This is a genomic window from Rossellomorea marisflavi (assembly GCF_001274775.1).
In the GTDB taxonomy this organism is placed as follows: Bacteria; Bacillota; Bacilli; order Bacillales; family Bacillaceae_B; genus Rossellomorea; species Rossellomorea marisflavi.
In genome coordinates this window covers 1-20,124 of the sequence record NZ_LGUE01000005.1, presented here as the reverse complement: position 1 = coordinate 20,124, position 20,124 = coordinate 1, and the positions used below count along the sequence as shown (strand labels likewise).

Here is a 20,124-nt window from a genome sequence, read left to right as displayed (position 1 = left end):
GTTAATTCGCTTTAGAGCGTAATGTTTGATATTCCTCCTGTTCCACCGGCTTATCGGCAGCCGACGGAAGCAGCCACGACCCTACCACACAAATGACAAAGTTCAATCCAAGACCGATCACACCCCCGTGGATACCATAAATCGTTTTATTGCCTGTAAGAGTAAGGACCCCAGCAAGTAACGCACCGAAAAGCATCCCCCAGAAAACCGCCCTCTTATCAAGCCCTTTCCAATAGAGACCAAGGACAAAAGCCGGGAAAACCTGAACCAGCAGTTCAAATTTCAAAATAAAGATTTCATACAGAGTACCTGGAGGATTCCACGCCACCCATAGAAGCAGGAAGACAGCCACAACCCCGACCACCTTTCCAACCATGACCTTCCTGTGCTCAGACGCGCCCGGATTCATAAAGCGCCCGTACACATCATTAGAAATCATGGAAGAGAAGCTCAGGAGGACTGAATCAGCAGTCGACACGATGGCCGCCACGATCCCACCGAAGAAAATGATCATCATCCAATAATAAAATGGATTGATGGCAGCGATATCGTTTGCCATCATGCCAACGATCTGCTCTGAACCGACAGTATCCAGTCCCGGATACAACATGATGGCTGTAATACCTACGATAAACACCAAGCCTGTTGTAATGAGAGGCATCCAAGCCATCCTGGAAAAAGATTTCTTAAGCGTCCTTTCACTCTGTGCCGAATAGATCCTCTGCACTGCATGGGGATATATACTTGCACCCAATCCGACAAGGAGCAGCATACTAAACCAATTAATCGAAACTTCACTCGGCGGAACGGCGGTTTTGACCGGTTCCATTTCATGGATATACCGGGTAACGTCTGCAAAATTGCCACCCACAAGATAAAGACCACCGATGAGGAACACAATGATCCCCACCATCAAGATGATCCCCTGCATGACATCGGTGAAAGCAACCGCTTTCATTCCTCCCATCCATTCATAAGCCAACATCACGAAGATGAAGGCAAGAACAGCGATCTGATAGGGGATTGTCCCTCCCGTCATACCTGAAACCGCATGACCAATCGCTACAAGCTGCTCTAATAGATAGTTTCCAAGACCCCATAGCATGAGAAAGATGCTCAACAATGTCACGGCCTTCGATTGAAAACGATGATGCACCCAATCCGTTGGTGTAATGAAGTTACGTCGCTTCGCTACAACATAGAGTCTGGGAGCAAATAAGAGATAAATCCCGATGATGATGGTCATGAAGGAAATGGATTGAAGCCAAGAGAATCCGGTCCGATAAGCCGAAGGAGCGTATCCGACTATCGTATTCCCACTGTATTGAGTCGCATATAAAGTAAAGAATAGTGCTATGATTCCAAGGTTCCGCCCAGCGAGATAATATCCTGAAAGAGAGTGGTGAAGGTTTTTCTCCCCCCTGCCCGAAAGATAGCCGATCACCAGCATGATCACGGCAAAAGCCGAGAGTATGATAATCCCATCAGCACCTGCAAACGTAAGTTCCATCCCTTATCGCTCCTCCTTCATTCGCTCAGACTCTTCTTCATCTTCAACAAGATTCCACTGCGTTCGGCACAGCCAGCTCAAATAGCCACATAGAGCAATCGAAAAAATGAGGGAAATAAACGCCCATAGGGGAAAACCGAGTATGAATGGTTCAACGGCAGCTGAAGGAAAGTACCACGGTACTACGGCCATGACCAATAAAACCATGAAGACCCAAATCCACTTCTTACGAATCGGTTCCTTAATCGATTTCTCTTTCATTCTTCCTCCTCCTGTTCTTTGAACGAATAAAATCAAGCGCTTACATTTTTTCAGATGATATTCTCTTTTTGGAGCGTTTCCAATTCCTCTTCCTTCATCCCTAACATGCCTGAATAGATTTCCATATTATGCTTGCCCATTTTCTCTGCCCCGGCTTCTTTGACCCTTCCAGGTGTCCGACTGAGCTTTGGAACGATTCCAGGCATGGGGAATTCACCCAGATCAGGATGGTCAACCTTGAGGATCATTTCCCTCTCCTTATAATGAGGATCCTCCAGGATTTCCTTTGCCGTGTATATCAGTCCGGAAGGCACCCCTTTCTCAGCAAGGATCTCCAGCGCCTCTTGTGCATCCATGGATTTTGTCCATTCCTCTATGATGGAGTCGATGAGCTTCATATTTTCACCCCGGGCATAATGAGTGGAAAACCGTTCATCCTCTGCAAGGCCAGGGTTCCCCATTGCCTCACACAAGCGGGTAAATACCCCATCAGAGTTTGCCCCAATCACGATATAGGTGCGATCTTTAGTGAAATAGATATTGGACGGGGCTACTCCCGGCAGGATATTCCCCATCCGTTCCCTTACATACCCGGCAAGGAGATAATCGGGAATCAGACTTTCCATAATGGAGAAAACCGATTCATACAGGGCCGTATCCACCACCTGACCTTTCCCCGAATGATTTCTCTCATGTACCGCAACCAAACAACCGATCGTGGCAAATAGAGCAGCCAAAGTATCTCCTACCGATACGCCTATGCGGGAGGGAGGACGATCTTCAAATCCTGTCACATTCCTCAGTCCACCCATGGCCTCTCCGACACTTCCAAAACCCGCACGATTTTTATATGGGCCCGTTTGACCGAAACCTGATGTCCGTACCATGATGAGGCGGGGGTTGATGGCAGAGAGCTCTTCATATGATAGATTCCACTTTTCCATCGTTCCAGGGCGGAAGTTTTCAATGATGATATCTGTTTCTTTCACTAGCTCCTTTAAGATTCCCTGCCCTTTCTCTTCTCTGAGATTGAGCGTGATCGACTTCTTATTCCTGGATTGAATCGGCCACCATAGGCCGATCCCGTCCTTGGACTTCCCCCAGTTTCTCATGGGATCCGATTTGCCCGGAGGCTCCACCTTGATCACTTCAGCTCCGAAATCCGCCAGCATCCTGCCGCTGAATGGTCCGGCCAGCAAGGTCCCCAGTTCCACCACTCGCAAGTCCTCCAATGGAAGCTTTTGTTCCTCCACATGATCCTCTCCTTGTTAGAATTTTCTTAATCTTGTCTACAAATTTAACTTCTTGTATACAATTAGTCAATAATTATTTAAATAAAGCGCTTTTATTTATTAAATATTGCGAATTTTAGTTTTATTGTATACAATGTACATGAGGTGTTGGTATGGATGCATACAAGTATATTAAAGGCGCAATCATTGACGGTCGTTATACCCCGGGTATGCGATTGGGAGAAGAATTCCTTGCCAAGGAACTGAATCTTAGCAGAACACCGATCAGGGAAGCCATCCGGCACCTTGAAGCAGAGGGGTTGGTTGTCCCCCTTAAGCGAGGCGTAAGTGTCCGTAACTTCACTAATGAAGACATCCGGCAGATCTATGACCTCAGGACCCTCCTCGAGGGGTATGCTGCAAGCCAGGCAGCCATCCATCGGACAGAAGAGGATCTAATCAAAATGGAGAGTGCGAACATTCAATATGAAAAAGTCATTCAAGATTATGGGGAATCCGACCTGGTCAGGGTGAAGGAAATCGTTGATGTGAACCAGCAGTTTCATGAAGTCATCCTTCACGCAGCGAACAACGCCCATCTGCATTTTCATCTGGCGAAAGTGGTTGTCGTCCCCATCGTCTATAGGTCATTCTATTGGTATGATGATAATCAATTAAAACGATCATTGGAAATCCACAAAATCATCCTGCAGGCCATTCAGAACAAAGAGCCTGAAAGGGCCAGAATCGCCATGCACGAACACATCTACCAGGGACGGGATCATGTCTTGAAGCATTTGGATAAGATAAAAAGCGCCAAACAGTAAAAGGAGGATCCAGGATGATAGAAATCTGTGAAGTAGGTCCACGTGACGGGCTCCAGAATGAGCCTAAAATCCTCAGCACTGCGGAAAAAGCCGAGCTGATTACACGTCTGATTGAATCTGGTGTTCGTTATTTCGAAGCTGTTTCGTTCGTCAACCCTACCGTCGTCCCTCAAATGGCAGATGCAGAAGAGGTGCTCAACGCACTCCCAAAAGGCGACGGGGTCACATACGCAGGACTCATCCTGAGTCGCTCGGGCCTGACAAGGGCCCTTACGACGGATGTCGACTGCCTCCATGTCGTCACGACGACAAGCGACAGCTTCAATCTAAAGAATGTCAAACGGACGGTCGCCCAATCGGTTTCCGAGCTGGATGACGTCATCCGCGAAGGGACCGCTGCCTCCAAGGACGTGCTCGGTGTCCTCGGCACTGCTTTCGGATGCCCGTTCGAAGGCAATGTGGAATCCAGCACTGTCCTTCATGTGGCTGAGCGTTTCCTTCATGCAGGATGCACAGGGATCACCCTGGCCGATACAACCGGCATGGCGAATCCCCAGCAGGTCCATGATCTGGTGAAGATGTTCCACAGGGCGTTTGGAGAAGACCTGAAGCTCGGCCTCCACTTCCATAACACCCGCGGGCTGGGACTTGCCAATACGCTAGCTGGCTACCAGGCTGGGGTCCGCCGCTTTGATTCTTCGATTTCCGGCCTCGGAGGCTGTCCATTTGCTCCTAAGGCAGTCGGTAACGTGTGCACCGAAGATATGGTCAATATGTTTCATCAGATGGGGATCGATACTGGAACCGATCTCTCCACATTATTGCAGACATCATCCTGGACAGAAAACATCATGGGAAGGCCCCTTGATGGAATGCTCCTGAAAGCTGGAACGGCTTGATAGACTAATAGTATAGAAAAGACCGTCCAATCTCTTGGACGGTCTTTTCTATACGCTCATACTCCTCAAAGAATGCGCCACTTCTACCTTTCCTACCGGCCTGGCAGGTGCTCCCGCGACGATTACATCCGCCTCGATGTCTTTCGTCACGACTGAATTCGCACCGACTGATACATTATCCCCGATGATGACGGGACCGGCCACGACGGCCCCCGTGAAGATGGTCACATTATCACCGATGATCGGCTTTATTTGACCATTCCGCTCCTGGTCCCTGCCCCCGATCGTGACATTTTGGAACACCTCCAGGTTCGCACCGGCATTCACTTTCGTTCCGATCACCACACCAACCGAGTGGGCAATGCGGAAGCCGGGACCGATTTCGGCACCGTAGGAAATCTCGGCACCATAGAAGATGATCCCTGCCGAGCGGATAATCCTCGGAACGAGCGGCACCCGCTTTACATGAAGGGCGTGCCCGATCCGATACATGACCACCAGCCAAAAGGTCGAAGCATTGAAGAAGCTGATGATCAATCCTTTCGGGGATAATCCATACGCCCTGTAGTCTGATTTAATCAAACGGAACATCTGGTCCACATCCTTCAGCTTTTTCATTCAGTCTATCCCCTGGATATGAAGGGCATGTGGAATGGATATTAGGGATTTGTAAAGAATCCATGACAAAAAACCCCCGCTCTATCGATTCCTGAGCGGGGGTTATTCCTATCCTGCCTTCATGACTTCATTTCCATGATCTGCATCATACTGTCCTTCTGATTTGGACATGACGATAGCGGCAAGTGTGTTACCTGTTAAGTTGACGACGGTACGGGCCATATCCATGATCCTGTCGACCCCTGCGATGAAGGCAAGGCCTTCTGCCGGTACCCCAATGGTACCAAGGGTGGCAAGAAGGACGACGAAGGATGTACCAGGTACAGCTGCCATCCCTTTTGATGTCACCATCAGGACAAGGATGAGGGTGATCTGCTGCATGATGGAAAGATCGATGCCATAGACCTGCGCGAGGAAAAGGGCAGCGATGGCCTGATACAGGACCGATCCATCAAGGTTGAAGGTGTACCCGATCGGTACGACGAAGGATACGATGGCCTTCGGGCAACCCATCTTCTCAAGCTTCTCCATGACGCGTGGAAGGACGGTCTCGGAGCTTGATGTACTGAAGGCGAGTAGAAGTTCATCCTTCAAGTATTTGAGTAAAGTGAAGATATTCACTCCGGCCCATTTGGCCACCAGCCCCAACACGACGATGAGGAAGAAGATCAACGCCGCATAGACGAGGCCGACGAGCTTTCCGAGTGATATTAGGGAATCAATCCCGAATTTCGAAACGGTTACCCCGATCAGGGCGAACACACCGAGTGGAGCGACCTTCATGACCATGTTCACAACGTGGAACATGGCATGGGAAACAGCGTCGAAGAATTGAATGACCGGTTTCCCCCGTTCACCGATGGCTGCCACTCCAAGTCCGAATAGTACGGAGAAGAAGATGATCGCCAGCATGTCCCCTTCCGCGATGGATTGGAAGAAGTTTGTCGGAACGATATGCAGGAAGGTCTCTGCAATAGATTTATCTTGCTGACTTTCAGAAGTATCCACATAGGATTGGATGTCTGTTTTTTCAACAGATCCAAGGTTGACGTGACTTCCAGGATGGAACACATTCGCCAGGATGATTCCGAGGATGATGGCGACGGTCGTGATGACCTCGAAGTAGATGATCGTCTTTGCCCCGAGGCGGCCGAACGCCTTTCCATTCCCGGTGCCTGCCACACCGACGATGAGAGTGGAGATGACGATCGGAATGACGATCATTTTAATCAAACGAAGGAAAAGATCCCCCAACGGTTGGAGATACGTAGCAACACGCGGGTCATTAAACCAAATGACCCCGACAAGGATACCCAGGATCAACCCGACGAAGATCTGGGTGGCTAAACCGAAACGAATTTTTTTCATAGATGGTCCCCCTCTTGGATGATGTGCGTAAAGCAAAAAAAGACCGTTCTTAAGAAAGAACAGCCTTTTGGTTGAAAAATAAAGGTTCTTTCTCTCAACTGGCATACGGAGTTAACTGTCGGATTCGGGATTGAGAGTTCCCTACCTAGTAAAAGGATGCACCCCAAGGTATCGGAATACCACTTGAATGATTCCTCCGCTCGATCGATTAAGCCATACTATTTAGTTATAGTGGGTTGACTTTATTATCCTAATAAAGTTTTATTTAGAAGTCCACGAAATACAATATACATCTTTAATCGATACACTGTCAAATGTTTTTTAAATAAAGATATTTCAGAATAGTTATTTATTAGGTATCTTTTGTAGGATAATTCATGTATATAAAGATCTACCTTAAGCAAAAAAAATAAACCCGGCGCATGCCAGGTTCAATTGGATTTATCCACAAAATAATCCACCATGAATGACGCCCACACTTCATTCCCTTCTTTATTCGGCAGTTCCTTCTTTGTCACCTGGGATTCAACGTCCTTCCAGGCCTTCCAATGATCTATGTATGGATAGTGATGATCCTTGGCATACTCCTTCAGCTTCTTCTCTTCCAATGGATAGTAGTGAGCATCGGGGATTGGGTTGGAGGGCTGCAGAAGAATCACGATATCAGGATTCTCCTTCTTGAACGCATCTAAGATGGAAGAGAGATTCTTCAGCCTTTCCTTCATATCGATGTGACTATTATCCGCCAGAAGAAATGGTTCCAAAACGAGGAGATCCGGCTTTTCTTTTGCCAGTGGAAGATGAAGTCCTTCCTTCCTCACCTGCCCCGATGTCTTTCCTCCGATTTCATGGACGGAGACGGATAGGAGCCCATCTCCATACTCTTTCGTCAGTGCCTTTTTCACCGTAACCGGCCAGGCTCCTGGTTCGTCCGATGTGGACGATGACCCGGCGATCATCATGCGTACGGGCTTCCCTTGAGCCGCTTTTTCCCTGAAGAGCGGTTGTACATCACGGGGCAATCCATTGATCCGGTCCAACACCTGCAGCCGGTACCTTTCGTTTTCTGCCTTCTTCTCTGCTTCCACCTTCTCTCCTTCCAGCACTTCCTGATGGGACGCGTAGGCCGAAGCCTGCACTTCCCTCACCTCTCCTTCCCAGTGGTACTTGCCTCCGATCACAACCGATGAGGTTAGTAGACCCAACATGACCAATCCTATTCTCATTCACTCGTCCCTCCAATCTATGAACTCTATCATAACGAAAAGAAGTGGCAATATTTGTATATCTTTGTAGATGGTCACACTATAAATTCTGACAAATTCATAGATCAATTTTCATTTTTCTTAAATTAACAGAAAACTTTAGGTTTTCTTAAAAGAAACTTCCGTTATCCACAGGTCCAAGCAGCTTTATCCCCTGATGCAGAGCTGATTGGGTCTTTTGCCACCCATCCTTTTCTCCCTTACTGTGGATATACCGGGAAAACAGAGCGGCGCCTGCTCAAAAGGAATAGGAAATGGAACCATTTGAACTCGTCCATGAACAGTACAGCCAGATGATCCACAAAATCATCCACACCCTGCGCATCTACAAGAATCATCATGACTATTACCAGACCGGCTTGATCGCCCTCTGGGAGGCATACGGAAAATTCGACTCATCCAAAGGAACATTCACGTCCTTCGCATATTCGTATATCAGGGGACGGATCCTGACTGAGTTGAAGAGGGAAGTGAGGGAAGAAGAGCGCGGAGTCGAACTGGAGGAAGGAGCAACGGAAGCAGGCGGTGACGACCTGGAAACCCTCGCGTTGGAAACCCTCCTCTCCTACTGCGGGAATCTTACACCCAATCAAACGAAGTGGGTCATCTCTCATTCTCTCCACATGCTCTCGATCAGCGAAATCGCCGAGCTGGAAGGTGTGTCGCCCGAGGCTGTGAAGAAGTGGCGAAAAGGGGCAAAGGAAAGGATCCGGCAGGCCATTCTTAATCAAACGTTTGTTTAAAGTGGATAACCTGTTGATAAACCGGTGATCATTCTCTCAAACACTCGTTTAATAGAACCAAAAAGAAGGATGACCACAATCGTCATCCTTCTTCTTAAAACGTCAATCCATCTTTTTTGCTTTTCGCATCAAGTCCGGCACCGATGGCGATGCCAATTGAAATCCCCAAGGTGAACCCATACACCATATTCTCGAGGAATCCCAGGCCGATAAGCATACCGAAGGTCAGACCAAGGGGCATGAATACACCGATATAGTAGTTTTGGGGCACCACCTTGTGAACCTTGTGGACATGATTCAGCAGCTTGTTCAGCACTTTCCTATGTGAACGAACATCCGATTTTTCAAGTTCAGGCAATCTTGCTCTCAATCTCTTATACTCTTCTCCAAGCTCCATCAGCCCCGATTCACACTCATCGCAGGGTTCCAGATCGGCCATCCTGTTCAGGAGGCGCTCCTCCTTTTCGAGGTCGAGCTTTTGGCTCACTCCCTGGCCGGCATCATCCTTGAAAGCATGGAGATGTTTCCTTACTTCTTCGACGTGCACGTGCATCCTCTCCCTAAAGCCATTCATACCAGATTATACCGCTCAGGGCGGGTCAGGTCAAAAGGGATTGATGGCACATTCAAACACCGGTCAGGATCTGCCACAGCTCACTCACAGACTGCGACTTGAGACATCGTTGGACCAGCTCCTGATTCTCCACCAAGTCTGTTAAAAAAGCGTAGACCATCTGCAGATCTTCGGTGCTTTCTTTTTTTACATTCAAGACACAAACCAGCTGGACAGGCTCGCCATTCCATAATACCGGCTTTTCAAGGGAACAGATGGCAAGGAAGGTCTCGTTCCACTGTGGAGAGATGGGATGGGGTACGGCCAATAGGGGCCCAAAAGAGGTGGAGGCAATCTCTTCCCGTCGCATCACGCTGTCATAAAAGGTCGGATCGACGAGCCCTTTTTTCACCAGTTTGTCTGTCAGTCCGGAGAGTACATCCTCCTTGGTGGAATACTGTTCGTTCACCCACAGGCAATCCCTCCTCAGATAGGTCAGATGTGAATGCGGCTGGAGATCCAGATGAGACTGGATCCTGGTATAGTCTTCTCCTGATAAGATGGTTCTTACATGGATGACGGGTACGGGGAGGTCTTCTTCCAGGGGAATGGAGGAGATGATGAAGTCGATCTCATCCAAGTTGTGGTTCTTCAGATGATAGTATTCGGTGGTGGCCACTACGTCCATTTCATGGCGGAATTTCGATTGGAGCTTATACTTGATCATACGGGCGCTCCCTGCACCGGATGCACAAACGATGATGACGCGCTTTGGCCCCGATCCGGCAAGGTTTTGCCGTTCCATGGCCGCTCCCAGGTGAAGGGCCAAGTAACCGATCTCGTTTTCGTCGATTTGAACCTCCATGTTTTCATCGATGATCCTTCCGGCCACGACCCCTGCCTCGAATGCAACGGGATAGTTTTTCTTGATATCGTCCAAAAGGGGATTGCGGATATTCATGCCGTAGCGGAATCGGTTGATGGCGGGCTTCAGATGGATGAGGAGGGCCGCCCGCAGTTCTTCATCTTCCGTCAGGCGGATCTTCCACTCACGCTCGACGGCGAGAAGGATCTCATCAACGAGCGTGGCATACCCTTCACCTTTTGCATCTTGCAGATACTCGACCTCAAGCCGCTGCTCCGTCACAAGGCGCGTACCCAATAAATGAAGGGCGATGTAGGCGATTTCCACCTGTGGAAAACGTACATCAAGCTCTTCATTAAGCTCTTCCACCATCTTCTCTGCGATGGTGTACTCTTTTTCTTTGAGGATTTCCTCCATCTGGAGGGTGATGGCGGAGATGAGATTCCCCGACGTCATCCTCTTACAGGCAATCGCAATGTGGATAACCAGGTTGTTCATGGCAATATCGGACATCTGGAGACCGTGGCGATCCACATACTTTTCCACCACCGTCCAGATCAAAGCCAGACGCTCCTCATCGTGCAGATCGGGAAGGGTCTGGATCTGCCTGCGGACCGGCGTGGTACGATCGATGACATATTCGGCGAGACAGAACCGGACGTTCACTTCCTCGCCTTCCACCTTCAGGCCGTAATTCGGCTTTTTGACAAGCTGAAGATCGTAGCGGCTGAGGATATCCTTTACATCCTTCAGATCATTCTGCAGGGTGGAGAAACTCACGTGGATCTCATCGGCGAGGACCTGGATCTTCAAGTAGCCCTCGGTCTGAAGGAAGCGCCTGATAAGATAGCCTACCCGCTGCTCAGGGGCAACCGGCATATCCGTACCGACCTCAAGAAGCTCCTGAAGGAAGGACCTGAAGGCTGCTTCATCTCCGACTTCAAGTGAATAGCCCCTGCCACGGACCGCCCTGATGACGGCACCATGCCCCTCGAGGCACTCATTCAATTGCTTCACATCTTCCCGTACCGTCCGGGAGGAGACCCGGGACACCCCGGCCAGATGACTCCCCGTCACCAGGCCATCAACCGCCATCAATTCTTTTAAAATCCGTTTGAATCGCGAATTCATGCCCCGTCCCTCCCTTCCGCCTTTGCCACTGCTTAGAATCCATTTTGTGTCGATACTTCCTTGAACCAGTGGGCACTCTTCTTCGGCTTCCTCTCCATTGTATCGAGATCCACCTGATAGAATCCATAACGATTTTTATACGCATTCATCCAAGACCAGTTGTCCATGAACGTCCACAGATGATATCCCTTCGCCTGGCACCCTTCCTCAATGGCTGTATGCAGCCACTCGAGATGGCCCTTGATGAAGTCGATCCGGTAATCATCATGGATCATGCCATCTTGCTCGAATCGCCCTTCATCCTGGACGCCCATCCCGTTCTCGGAAACGAACGACTCGATATTCCCGTAGTTTTCTTTCAGATTCATCATGATATCGTAAATGCCTTTTTCGTAGATTTCCCATCCGCGATACGGATTCATCTTCCTGCCCGGCATCTCATAGTGGTCGAAGAACCATTCAGGCATGAAAGGGGCCTCTGGGTTCGGCAGATGCTCTTTCGCCTTCACCCTCCTAGGCTGATAGTAATTCACTCCAAGGAGGTCGATTGTGTTCTGCTTCAAGAGGTCCCGGTCCCCTTCACGCACAGCCGGAAGATGATCATGGGCAACAAGCAGGTCGATCAGTTCCTGTGGATATTCCCCAAGAACCGATGGATCAAGGAAGCTTCGATTGAAGAAAAGATCCGCTATGTTGGATGCCTTGACGTCAGCTGGATGCTCACTCCGCGGATAGGAAGGCGTCAGGTTGAGGATGATCCCGATCTTGCCGTCTCCCACTTTCCTATATTCCGAGATGGCCAGTGCACTTGCAATCATCGTGTGATACGCCACCTGAGAAGCCTTCTTCCCATCCACGATGTTCGGATAGTGGAAATCATACAGGTAGCCGCCCTCGACTGGCACAATGGGTTCATTGAATGTGAACCACTTCTTCACCCGGTCACCGTACCGCTCAAAACAGACTTTTGCGTAGCGTGCAAACGCCTCGGCCACACGACGGTTCTCGAATCCGCCTTGGTCCTGCATTTCCTTCGGCATATCGAAATGATACAGCGTGACGAAGGGCTCGATGCCCTGCTTAAGGAGCTCATCGATGACATTCCCATAAAAGGTGGCCGCCTCTTCGTTCACCGGGCCTTCTCCCCCCGGGATGAGGCGTGACCACGAGATCGAGAAGCGGTACGTATTGTGGCCGATTTCCTTCATCAATGCAATGTCTTCACGATAGCGATGATAGAAGCCCGACGTTTGTTCAGGACCCACTCCGTCAAAGAAACGACCGGGCTCGACTTCATACCAATGATCCCATATATTCTTTCCTTTGCCGCCTTCAGATGCGGCCCCTTCGAGCTGGGTGGAGGACGTCGCGCTTCCCCACCAGAAGCCCTCTGGAAATTCCCTCTTCATTTATCCCACTCCTTGTATCGGTAGATTTCGATGATTTCTACAGCCAGATCCCTGACGGTCATGGAGGTCATGAGATGATCCTGCGAATGGATGAGCAGCACATTGAGCGGATTGCTCTGCCCCATGGCTTCCTGCTGGATGAGCTTGGTCTGGTACTCATGGGCTTTCGCCAGTTCCTCCCCAGCCTGGACAATCAGTTCATCTGCACGCTTGAAATCTTTCCGCTTCGCTTCCTGTATGGCTTCCATGGCAAATGACTTTCCGTTTCCTGCATAGAGGATGATTTGAAAGGATATTTCCGTAAGATCTGCTTGCTGCTGTTCCATTACATTCGCCACCTTTTTTAAAATCGCATTCCATTATGCACTCTTATTGACATCCGATGATCCTTCTCCACTGCGCTCAAGCTCATAGTATTGTTTATCCATGATCCTGAGGAACGGCCACCAGATGGTAAAGACGATGAAGATGTTCACTGCCTGCAGGACGCCTCCCTGCCATGAATTCGTCGCCAGTGCCCCGTTCAGGATCGTCGGAGTCGTCCATGGGACGATGACCCCCGTCGGCGGTGGAACGATTCCCGTTGCCATGACAAAGTACGTGAATACAGCCACGATCACCGGTGCGAGCAGCCATGGGATGAAGGCAAGGGGATTCATGATGATGGGGAGACCGAAGATGATCGGCTCATTCACATTGAAGAGCCCGGCCGGTGCCCCGATCTTACCCAGTTCTTTCATCTGACGGCTCTTACCGATGATGAAGATACCGAGAATGACGGCAAGGGTCATACCCGACCCTCCCATCCCCACGATGAAGGAGTCGATAAACTGTTTGCTGACGATATGGGGAAGCTCTTCTCCAGCCTGGAAGGCCTGCAGATTTTCATTGGCCAAAGCATACCAGATCGGGTCAAAAACAGAATTCACGATGATCTGTCCATGAAGCCCGAAGAACCAGAACACCTGGATCAGTAGGACAGCCACGATTGTTGCCGGCAATCCGGAACCAAGGGAGGTAAGGGGTGCCTGCACCACATCATACACAAAGTTCTGCACACTGCCGTACGGGAGATATTCAAATATGACCCTTACAATCAAGAATGTACTCAGAGTCAGGGTAATCGGAATCAAAGCGCTGAACGAACGGGCCACGGCATCCGGGACACCGTTCGGCATCTTCAGCGTCCACCCCCTCTGAGTGAAGAACCTATAGAGCTCCGCTGCTATGAAAGCCGTCAGGATCCCTACGAACATCCCCTGCGCGCCAAGGCTCGAAGTAGGAATGACTCCGTTCACCCCTTCAAACGTCTGAGGTGTGAGGATCAGGAAGGCAGCCAGGGCGGCCACTCCGCCATAAAGACTTTCGCCCCCGTAGTGTTCGGTGAGCTTGCTCCCGATGCCGATGATCACGAACAATCCCATGATCGTAAGCGTCGCGGCAGAAGCAGGGCCTAGTGCCGACTGATAGGTCGAATAGGCATCTTTACCGATGAGTTTATCCAAAAATGGAAGATTGGCGAGTACCACGAAGATCGATCCGAAGATGATCAACGGCAAGGCCACCATGAATCCGTCCCTGAGCGCCGTCAAGTACCGGTTATTATTCAGTTTATCTGCAACCGGAAGCAACACATTTTCCAACACCTGCATGAATTTGTTCATCCCAGGTCCCCCCTGATCATTTTTTTATAAGATCCAACGCTTTTTCCAATACCGCTTTTCCGTCGACACGCCCGTAGGAAACCGGATCGATTGTATCCACTGGAATGCCGGAATCCTTCGCCTTCTCTTCATATTTCCGCTTCATGAATCTCATCTGCGGGCCGATCAGCAGGACATCCGCCCTTTCCATATCGACAAAAGCCTTATCCTGAGCCACAGCCCATATCTCAGCATCCATCCCCTTGGATTCAGCCGCTTCCTTCATCTTCGATACAAGCAGGCTGGTCGACATCCCTGCAGAGCACGCCAATAAAATCCTTACCACTGTCATCATCCCCTCTTTTAATGGTACTTTGATTATATTTTAAAAGCGCTTTCATAAACACGCATTGATTTTCCTCAACCCAACGGAAATGATTCTCTGTGGCAAATAAAAAGGCGGATGGTTTCCCATCCGCCTTGCATGTGCTGTCTTCTTAATCGATAACGCGGCTAACAGGCCCTCCACATTGAGCGCAGGTGCCTATCAACAAGACTTTGAAGTCCGCCGAGTCCACGATGTAGTCAATAATCCGCGTGACTCCGCAGGTCCGACAAAATACATTTCCTTCAAGCTTTTCACGGATATGGGCCGGAACCGCCATCCATCGTTTCCTTGCCAGTTCATCTTTATCCATAAGCGACACCTCTCATCACGTATCGATTTTCCCTATTACTATATCATACCGCGGAGGAGAATGATGCTCTTCATCCCTCATGGGAAAATGTCTCCCTGATGGCACGCTCAAGCTCGGAACCTTCCACCGCTGTCTTCACGTAGCGCCGCGTCACATTGATATCCCGGTGACCCGCAAGTCTAGAGACCACCTCCAGGCTCACTCCCCGGTCCACAAGCTGCTGACAAAAGGTATGGCGCAATTTCTGGGCATTCACATGAAATTTCTTCAACATATATTGAACCGATCTCTCCGTCAACCGTTCACGTGACCGCGACACAAACAGGGGACCGACAGGCTGTACTTCATCCAGGTAAGCCGTCAGAGAGGACTTCAACGCATCGGTCAGTGGGATCACCCTCTCATCCCCATGGGTGTCCGACACCCTCACTACTCCCCGTTCAAGATCCAGATCAGTCAAATCGAGACCGCACAGTTCAGATACACGTATACCGGTATGAAGAAGAGTGAGGACGATTGCTTCATTGCGGGCATTCCGGCTTTCCCGCACCTCGGCAAGGAGACCCTCACACTCTTCCTTTGTCAGCACATCAATCTCATCCTTTTTCGGCGCATGCTTGATCCTGATATCAAGACCCACATCCGGCCGCTTCAAAAAACGGGTGAGCGTCCGGATCACACCCAGCACCTTATCCGTCGTAATCGGACTCTTTCCCTGCTCTTCCAAATGAATCATATATTCCTGAACATCATCATGACTGATTTCCATAAGGACCAACCCGCGCTCCCCCAGCCACTGATCAAACTTCTTAAGCTCCTGCTGATACGTCAAAATCGTCTTGCCTGACTTTCCCTCTTTCTCAAGCCACCCTAAAAACATTTCAATCGTACTGCCAGAAGTTCCTCTCAAGAGACCCACCCTTTCACAGCGAAAACGTTCTTTTGTCTAATCCTAGAGAATTGGAAGGAAGAAGTCAACTTCTGTGAAGTTCGGGTAGGGAAGTAGATGATTGATATTCAATAGTTGTAACGTTTGTGACGTTTCATCTCTACAAACAATTTTTTGACCAACTGTATAGATTAATAAAAACCAGTCCAATAATTGAAGGACTGGTCAATTTATAAAGAATAAAGAAGTTATTCATCCTGGATCAACTTTTTTATTTTTTGAATATCATTACGATCCTCAATTCTAAAGTAATCCTCACTATTAAATCCTCTTTTTATAACAATCTCGTCAGAATCACTCTCCCATACACTAACAAACATTTCCATAGTGGACTTTTCCCGGTTATTAAGAGCCATTACATAGTCTGGATCACGTTCCATGCTCTCTGTAGGAGTAGTAGCATTAGATATAATTGTTTTAAATTGTTCAACAGGCTTTTCCTCAGTTATAAATTGTGAAAACTTAATCGTATCTCCATTCTCATACGAACCTATACTTAATTCTTCTTTATCACTAGTACATCCTACTAAACTAACAATAGAACCTAGAAACAATAAAAAAGTAATTATTTTCCTTTTCATTCTATTTCACTCCTTTGAAATTTCATTGACTGGAATTACATCCAATGTTAACATAATCACCAAATTCAAATAAATGAGAAAAGAGGGATATTTTTGAAAAGAAAAAGAGTAACTAAACGACTATTTTTTTTCGCCGCCTTTGCTTCTATGTTATTTTGGGTTGTGTTTACAGGAACAACACTTGCCAAAGACAGTTCTTCAAATACTGTTCAATCTTCTATTCCAACTACAAAATTCACACCTGAAGTGAGCAACCAGTACAAAAATAAAGAGGGGTATCTCGTCACAGAATACACTCAACCTCCAAATAAATACGTTACTGACAGTAAAGGAAACATTTTATCCGAGTCTGAGGTTGCACCTGCAAGTGCGTGTTCGCCAAGATATTATTTTGAAACGATTTCTTCAACCAGAGTTAAAACTGATTCATTCATCTCGTATCATCCTAGCTTTAAGAGTTGGGATAAAGTTGATGGATATTGGTTTGGCAGCGCATCTCAAAGCTTTTCAGTCGGACTGAGTGGTTATGGAGTAGATGTTTCTGTGTCTGTTGCCGGACCAGGTTTCGGTACTTTTATTACAGCAAACCCTGATGTTTGGTCAAGACCGGGAATTTACGGAAACGTCAATCGAGTGAAACAAAAAGTTAAAGTACAAAACCCATGTGGTGCTGATGAAACTTATACTCAAAATGTCTATAGAACCAATAGCACGTATAATAAGGCAGTATATCAATAAAACTCAAAAACTTTCAACCCATAAAAAAAAGCAGCCCATCAAATGAGCTGCTTTTCTCTCTATTGCCTGGCGACGTCCTACTCTCACAGGGGGAGATCCCCCAACTACCATCGGCGCTGAAGAGCTTAACTTCCGTGTTCGGCATGGGAACGGGTGTGACCTCTTCGCCAATGTCACCAGACAGGTATTCCATTGAAAGAATTGTTCTTTCAAAACTAGATAAAGGTTGATAGTCAATCATTACCGGCGTATCGGCCAGTCTGGCAGGCGCAAAGCGCCTGCGCTGTTAATCCAGCTCCGGCGGCTAGAGACTCGAGGTCATTTCGGATCCATCAGCCGACGGTAAGGAACACCGTCAACCGCTGGCTCAGAAATGCTTGTCGTCTCTGAACGAGCCGCCTCCGCTTTTTCATTTGGTTAAGTCCTCGATCGATTAGTATCAGTCAGCTCCATGTGTCGCCACACTTCCACCTCTGACCTATCTACCTGNTTTGGTTAAGTCCTCGATCGATTAGTATCAGTCAGCTCCATGTGTCGCCACACTTCCACCTCTGACCTATCTACCTGATCATCTTTCAGGGATCTTACTCACATAAAGTGATGGGAAATCTCATCTCGAGGGGGGCTTCATGCTTAGATGCTTTCAGCACTTATCCCTTCCGCACATAGCTACCCAGCGATGCCTTTGGCAAGACAACTGGTACACCAGCGGTGCGTCCATCCCGGTCCTCTCGTACTAAGGACAGCTCCTCTCAAATTTCCTGCGCCCACGACGGATAGGGACCGAACTGTCTCACGACGTTCTGAACCCAGCTCGCGTACCGCTTTAATGGGCGAACAGCCCAACCCTTGGGACCGACTACAGCCCCAGGATGCGATGAGCCGACATCGAGGTGCCAAACCTCCCCGTCGATGTGGACTCTTGGGGGAGATAAGCCTGTTATCCCCGGGGTAGCTTTTATCCGTTGAGCGATGGCCCTTCCATGCGGAACCACCGGATCACTAAGCCCGACTTTCGTCCCTGCTCGACTTGTAGGTCTCGCAGTCAAGCTCCCTTGTGCCTTTACACTCTGCGAATGATTTCCAACCATTCTGAGGGAACCTTTGGGCGCCTCCGTTACTCTTTAGGAGGCGACCGCCCCAGTCAAACTGCCCACCTGACACTGTCTCCCACCCCGATAAGGGGCGCGGGTTAGAATGTCAACACAGCCAGGGTAGTATCCCACCGACGCCTCCACCGAAGCTAGCGCTCCGGCTTCCAAGGCTCCTACCTATCCTGTACAAGCTGTGCCAAAATTCAATATCAGGCTACAGTAAAGCTCCACGGGGTCTTTCCGTCCTGTCGCGGGTAACCTGCATCTTCACAGGTACTATAATTTCACCGAGTCTCTCGTTGAGACAGTGCCCAGATCGTTACGCCTTTCGTGCGGGTCGGAACTTACCCGACAAGGAATTTCGCTACCTTAGGACCGTTATAGTTACGGCCGCCGTTTACTGGGGCTTCGATTCGCACCTTCGCTTGCGCTAAGCACTCCTCTTAACCTTCCAGCACCGGGCAGGCGTCAGCCCCTATACTTCGCCTTACGGCTTCGCAGAGACCTGTGTTTTTGCTAAACAGTCGCCTGGGCCTATTCACTGCGGCTCTCTCGGGCTTGCACCCTACCAGAGCACCCCTTCTCCCGAAGTTACGGGGTCATTTTGCCGAGTTCCTTAACGAGAGTTCTCTCGCTCACCTTAGGATTCTCTCCTCGCCTACCTGTGTCGGTTTGCGGTACGGGCACCATCTTCCTCGCTAGAGGCTTTTCTTGGCAGTGTGGAATCAGGAACTTCGCTACTATAATTCGCTCGCTATCACAGCTCAGCCTTCACGATGATGGGATTTGCCTCATCATCAGCCTAACTGCTTAGACGCACATATCCAGCAGTGCGCTTACCCTATCCTCCTGCGTCCCCCCATTGCTCAAATGGAAGAAAGGTGGTACAGGAATATCAACCTGTTGTCCATCGTCTACGCCTATCGGCCTCGACTTAGGTCCCGACTAACCCTGAGCGGACGAGCCTTCCTCAGGAAACCTTAGGCATTCGGTGGATGGGATTCTCACCCATCTTTCGCTACTCATACCGGCATTCTCACTTCTAAGCACTCCACCAGTCCTTACGGTCTAGCTTCGCAGTCCTTAGAACGCTCTCCTACCACTGACACCAAACGGTGTCAATCCACAGCTTCGGTGATACGTTTAGCCCCGGTACATTTTCGGCGCAGAGTCACTCGACCAGTGAGCTATTACGCACTCTTTAAATGGTGGCTGCTTCTAAGCCAACATCCTGGTTGTCTAAGCAACTCCACATCCTTTTCCACTTAACGTATACTTTGGGACCTTAGCTGGTGGTCTGGGCTGTTTCCCTTTCGACTACGGATCTTATCACTCGCAGTCTGACTCCCATGGATAAGTCTTTGGCATTCGGAGTTTGTCTGAATTCGGTAACCCGATGAGGGCCCCTAGTCCAAACAGTGCTCTACCTCCAAGACTCTTACAACATGAGGCTAGCCCTAAAGCTATTTCGGAGAGAACCAGCTATCTCCAGGTTCGATTGGAATTTCTCCGCTACCCACACCTCATCCCCGCACTTTTCAACGTGCGTGGGTTCGGACCTCCATCCAGTGTTACCTGGACTTCATCCTGGACATGGGTAGATCACCTGGTTTCGGGTCTACGACCACATACTCATTCGCCCTATTCAGACTCGCTTTCGCTGCGGCTCCGTCTTCTCAACTTAACCTTGCATGGGATCGTAACTCGCCGGTTCATTCTACAAAAGGCACGCCATCACCC

At 49.1% G+C, this 20,124-nt stretch carries 19 protein-coding genes, 2 rRNA genes and 1 riboswitch; of the genes, 4 read left to right on the top strand and 17 right to left on the bottom strand.

The window, feature by feature from the left end; genetic code table 11:
* Position 1 precedes the first annotated feature (1 nt).
* The 3 genes from AF331_RS15410 to AF331_RS15400 are packed head-to-tail and all read right to left on the bottom strand — an operon-like array spanning position 2 to position 3,024.
* Positions 2-1,510, bottom strand: a complete 1,509-nt coding sequence (locus AF331_RS15410) for a sodium:solute symporter family protein (RefSeq protein ID WP_053429001.1) — start codon at positions 1,508-1,510, stop codon at positions 2-4.
* A 3-nt stretch (positions 1,511-1,513) separates the two neighbouring features.
* Positions 1,514-1,771, bottom strand: coding sequence for a hypothetical protein (locus AF331_RS15405; RefSeq protein ID WP_048006591.1), 258 nt, complete (start codon positions 1,769-1,771; stop codon positions 1,514-1,516).
* Between the two features lie 50 nt (positions 1,772-1,821).
* Positions 1,822-3,024, bottom strand: coding sequence for a CaiB/BaiF CoA transferase family protein (locus tag AF331_RS15400; RefSeq protein ID WP_053429000.1), 1,203 nt, complete (start codon positions 3,022-3,024; stop codon positions 1,822-1,824).
* 152 nt (positions 3,025-3,176) lie between these two features.
* Here AF331_RS15400 and AF331_RS15395 point away from each other — a divergent pair, with 152 nt between their 5' ends.
* Together AF331_RS15395 and AF331_RS15390 are read left to right on the top strand one after the other, a co-directional pair.
* Positions 3,177-3,830, top strand: coding sequence for a GntR family transcriptional regulator (locus AF331_RS15395; protein ID WP_053428999.1), 654 nt, complete (start codon positions 3,177-3,179; stop codon positions 3,828-3,830).
* A 14-nt stretch (positions 3,831-3,844) separates the two neighbouring features.
* Positions 3,845-4,729 carry a hydroxymethylglutaryl-CoA lyase gene (locus tag AF331_RS15390; protein ID WP_053428998.1) on the top strand — a complete coding sequence of 295 codons (885 nt, stop codon included), beginning with the start codon at positions 3,845-3,847 and terminating at the stop codon, positions 4,727-4,729.
* Positions 4,730-4,777: 48 nt separating this feature from the next.
* Here AF331_RS15390 and AF331_RS15385 read toward each other — a convergent pair whose 3' ends face one another.
* From AF331_RS15385 to AF331_RS15375, 3 genes are all read right to left on the bottom strand, one after another.
* On the bottom strand, positions 4,778-5,347 hold the full coding sequence (locus AF331_RS15385; RefSeq protein ID WP_053428997.1) for a serine O-acetyltransferase: 570 nt from the start codon (positions 5,345-5,347) through the stop codon (positions 4,778-4,780).
* Between the two features lie 108 nt (positions 5,348-5,455).
* Positions 5,456-6,715 carry a cation:dicarboxylate symporter family transporter gene (locus AF331_RS15380; RefSeq protein WP_053428996.1) on the bottom strand — a complete coding sequence of 420 codons (1,260 nt, stop codon included), beginning with the start codon at positions 6,713-6,715 and terminating at the stop codon, positions 5,456-5,458.
* An 86-nt stretch (positions 6,716-6,801) separates the two neighbouring features.
* Positions 6,802-6,940, bottom strand: a riboswitch (cyclic di-AMP (ydaO/yuaA leader).
* 206 nt (positions 6,941-7,146) lie between these two features.
* Positions 7,147-7,941: an SGNH/GDSL hydrolase family protein gene (locus AF331_RS15375; RefSeq protein WP_053428995.1), complete on the bottom strand. Its 795-nt coding sequence runs from the start codon at positions 7,939-7,941 to the stop codon at positions 7,147-7,149.
* Positions 7,942-8,234: 293 nt separating this feature from the next.
* On the opposite strand from AF331_RS15375, the gene AF331_RS15370 reads away from it, so the two are divergent.
* Positions 8,235-8,723 carry a sigma-70 family RNA polymerase sigma factor gene (locus tag AF331_RS15370; protein ID WP_053428994.1) on the top strand — a complete coding sequence of 163 codons (489 nt, stop codon included), beginning with the start codon at positions 8,235-8,237 and terminating at the stop codon, positions 8,721-8,723.
* A gap of 94 nt (positions 8,724-8,817) precedes the next feature.
* Here AF331_RS15370 and AF331_RS15365 read toward each other — a convergent pair whose 3' ends face one another.
* The 9 genes from AF331_RS15365 to AF331_RS15325 all read right to left on the bottom strand — a co-directional run bounded on the left by AF331_RS15365 (position 8,818) and on the right by AF331_RS15325 (position 16,552).
* Positions 8,818-9,270, bottom strand: a complete 453-nt coding sequence (locus AF331_RS15365; protein ID WP_053428993.1) for a ZIP family metal transporter — start codon at positions 9,268-9,270, stop codon at positions 8,818-8,820.
* A gap of 79 nt (positions 9,271-9,349) precedes the next feature.
* A complete protein-coding gene (locus AF331_RS15360; RefSeq protein ID WP_053428992.1) occupies positions 9,350-11,272 on the bottom strand; it encodes a BglG family transcription antiterminator in 1,923 nt (640 codons plus the stop codon).
* A gap of 32 nt (positions 11,273-11,304) precedes the next feature.
* A complete protein-coding gene (locus tag AF331_RS15355) occupies positions 11,305-12,681 on the bottom strand; it encodes a glycoside hydrolase family 1 protein (RefSeq protein WP_053428991.1) in 1,377 nt (458 codons plus the stop codon).
* Positions 12,678-13,007 carry a PTS lactose/cellobiose transporter subunit IIA gene (locus tag AF331_RS15350; protein ID WP_048006599.1) on the bottom strand — a complete coding sequence of 110 codons (330 nt, stop codon included), beginning with the start codon at positions 13,005-13,007 and terminating at the stop codon, positions 12,678-12,680. The genes AF331_RS15355 and AF331_RS15350 overlap by 4 nt, the downstream gene beginning before the upstream one ends.
* Before the next feature lie 33 nt (positions 13,008-13,040).
* Positions 13,041-14,345 carry a PTS cellobiose transporter subunit IIC gene (gene celB / locus AF331_RS15345; protein ID WP_053428990.1) on the bottom strand — a complete coding sequence of 435 codons (1,305 nt, stop codon included), beginning with the start codon at positions 14,343-14,345 and terminating at the stop codon, positions 13,041-13,043.
* Positions 14,346-14,361: 16 nt separating this feature from the next.
* Positions 14,362-14,670, bottom strand: coding sequence for a PTS sugar transporter subunit IIB (locus AF331_RS15340; protein ID WP_053429377.1), 309 nt, complete (start codon positions 14,668-14,670; stop codon positions 14,362-14,364).
* A 151-nt stretch (positions 14,671-14,821) separates the two neighbouring features.
* A complete protein-coding gene (locus tag AF331_RS15335) occupies positions 14,822-15,022 on the bottom strand; it encodes a hypothetical protein (protein ID WP_053428989.1) in 201 nt (66 codons plus the stop codon).
* A gap of 70 nt (positions 15,023-15,092) precedes the next feature.
* Positions 15,093-15,932: a tyrosine-type recombinase/integrase gene (locus AF331_RS15330; protein WP_152915668.1), complete on the bottom strand. Its 840-nt coding sequence runs from the start codon at positions 15,930-15,932 to the stop codon at positions 15,093-15,095.
* Positions 15,933-16,159: 227 nt separating this feature from the next.
* Positions 16,160-16,552, bottom strand: a complete 393-nt coding sequence (locus AF331_RS15325) for a hypothetical protein (RefSeq protein WP_053428987.1) — start codon at positions 16,550-16,552, stop codon at positions 16,160-16,162.
* A gap of 93 nt (positions 16,553-16,645) precedes the next feature.
* Here AF331_RS15325 and AF331_RS15320 point away from each other — a divergent pair, with 93 nt between their 5' ends.
* Complete coding sequence (locus tag AF331_RS15320) at positions 16,646-17,290, top strand: hypothetical protein (RefSeq protein WP_053428986.1); 645 nt, start codon at positions 16,646-16,648, stop codon at positions 17,288-17,290.
* 64 nt (positions 17,291-17,354) lie between these two features.
* On the opposite strand, the gene rrf is transcribed toward AF331_RS15320, so the two are convergent.
* Positions 17,355-17,471: ribosomal RNA gene (gene rrf / locus AF331_RS15315) — 5S ribosomal RNA — on the bottom strand.
* 310 nt (positions 17,472-17,781) lie between these two features.
* Positions 17,782-20,124 (bottom strand): 23S ribosomal RNA (locus AF331_RS15310); the annotation flags it as partial.

What these genes read in the sequence shown, in the direction of transcription:
- AF331_RS15410 (WP_053429001.1), bottom strand. Translation starts at nt 1,510, where the DNA reads ATGGAACTTACGTTTGCAGGTGCTGATGGGATTATCATACTCTCGGCT.
- AF331_RS15405 (WP_048006591.1), bottom strand. Translation starts at nt 1,771, where the DNA reads ATGAAAGAGAAATCGATTAAGGAACCGATTCGTAAGAAGTGGATTTGG.
- AF331_RS15395 (WP_053428999.1), top strand. Translation starts at nt 3,177, where the DNA reads ATGGATGCATACAAGTATATTAAAGGCGCAATCATTGACGGTCGTTAT.
- AF331_RS15390 (WP_053428998.1), top strand. Translation starts at nt 3,845, where the DNA reads ATGATAGAAATCTGTGAAGTAGGTCCACGTGACGGGCTCCAGAATGAG.
- AF331_RS15385 (WP_053428997.1), bottom strand. Translation starts at nt 5,347, where the DNA reads ATGAAAAAGCTGAAGGATGTGGACCAGATGTTCCGTTTGATTAAATCA.
- AF331_RS15380 (WP_053428996.1), bottom strand. Translation starts at nt 6,715, where the DNA reads ATGAAAAAAATTCGTTTCGGTTTAGCCACCCAGATCTTCGTCGGGTTG.
- AF331_RS15375 (WP_053428995.1), bottom strand. Translation starts at nt 7,941, where the DNA reads ATGAGAATAGGATTGGTCATGTTGGGTCTACTAACCTCATCGGTTGTG.
- AF331_RS15370 (WP_053428994.1), top strand. Translation starts at nt 8,235, where the DNA reads ATGGAACCATTTGAACTCGTCCATGAACAGTACAGCCAGATGATCCAC.
- AF331_RS15360 (WP_053428992.1), bottom strand. Translation starts at nt 11,272, where the DNA reads ATGAATTCGCGATTCAAACGGATTTTAAAAGAATTGATGGCGGTTGAT.
- AF331_RS15355 (WP_053428991.1), bottom strand. Translation starts at nt 12,681, where the DNA reads ATGAAGAGGGAATTTCCAGAGGGCTTCTGGTGGGGAAGCGCGACGTCC.
- AF331_RS15350 (WP_048006599.1), bottom strand. Translation starts at nt 13,007, where the DNA reads ATGGAACAGCAGCAAGCAGATCTTACGGAAATATCCTTTCAAATCATC.
- celB (WP_053428990.1), bottom strand. Translation starts at nt 14,345, where the DNA reads ATGAACAAATTCATGCAGGTGTTGGAAAATGTGTTGCTTCCGGTTGCA.
- AF331_RS15335 (WP_053428989.1), bottom strand. Translation starts at nt 15,022, where the DNA reads ATGGATAAAGATGAACTGGCAAGGAAACGATGGATGGCGGTTCCGGCC.
- AF331_RS15325 (WP_053428987.1), bottom strand. Translation starts at nt 16,552, where the DNA reads ATGAAAAGGAAAATAATTACTTTTTTATTGTTTCTAGGTTCTATTGTT.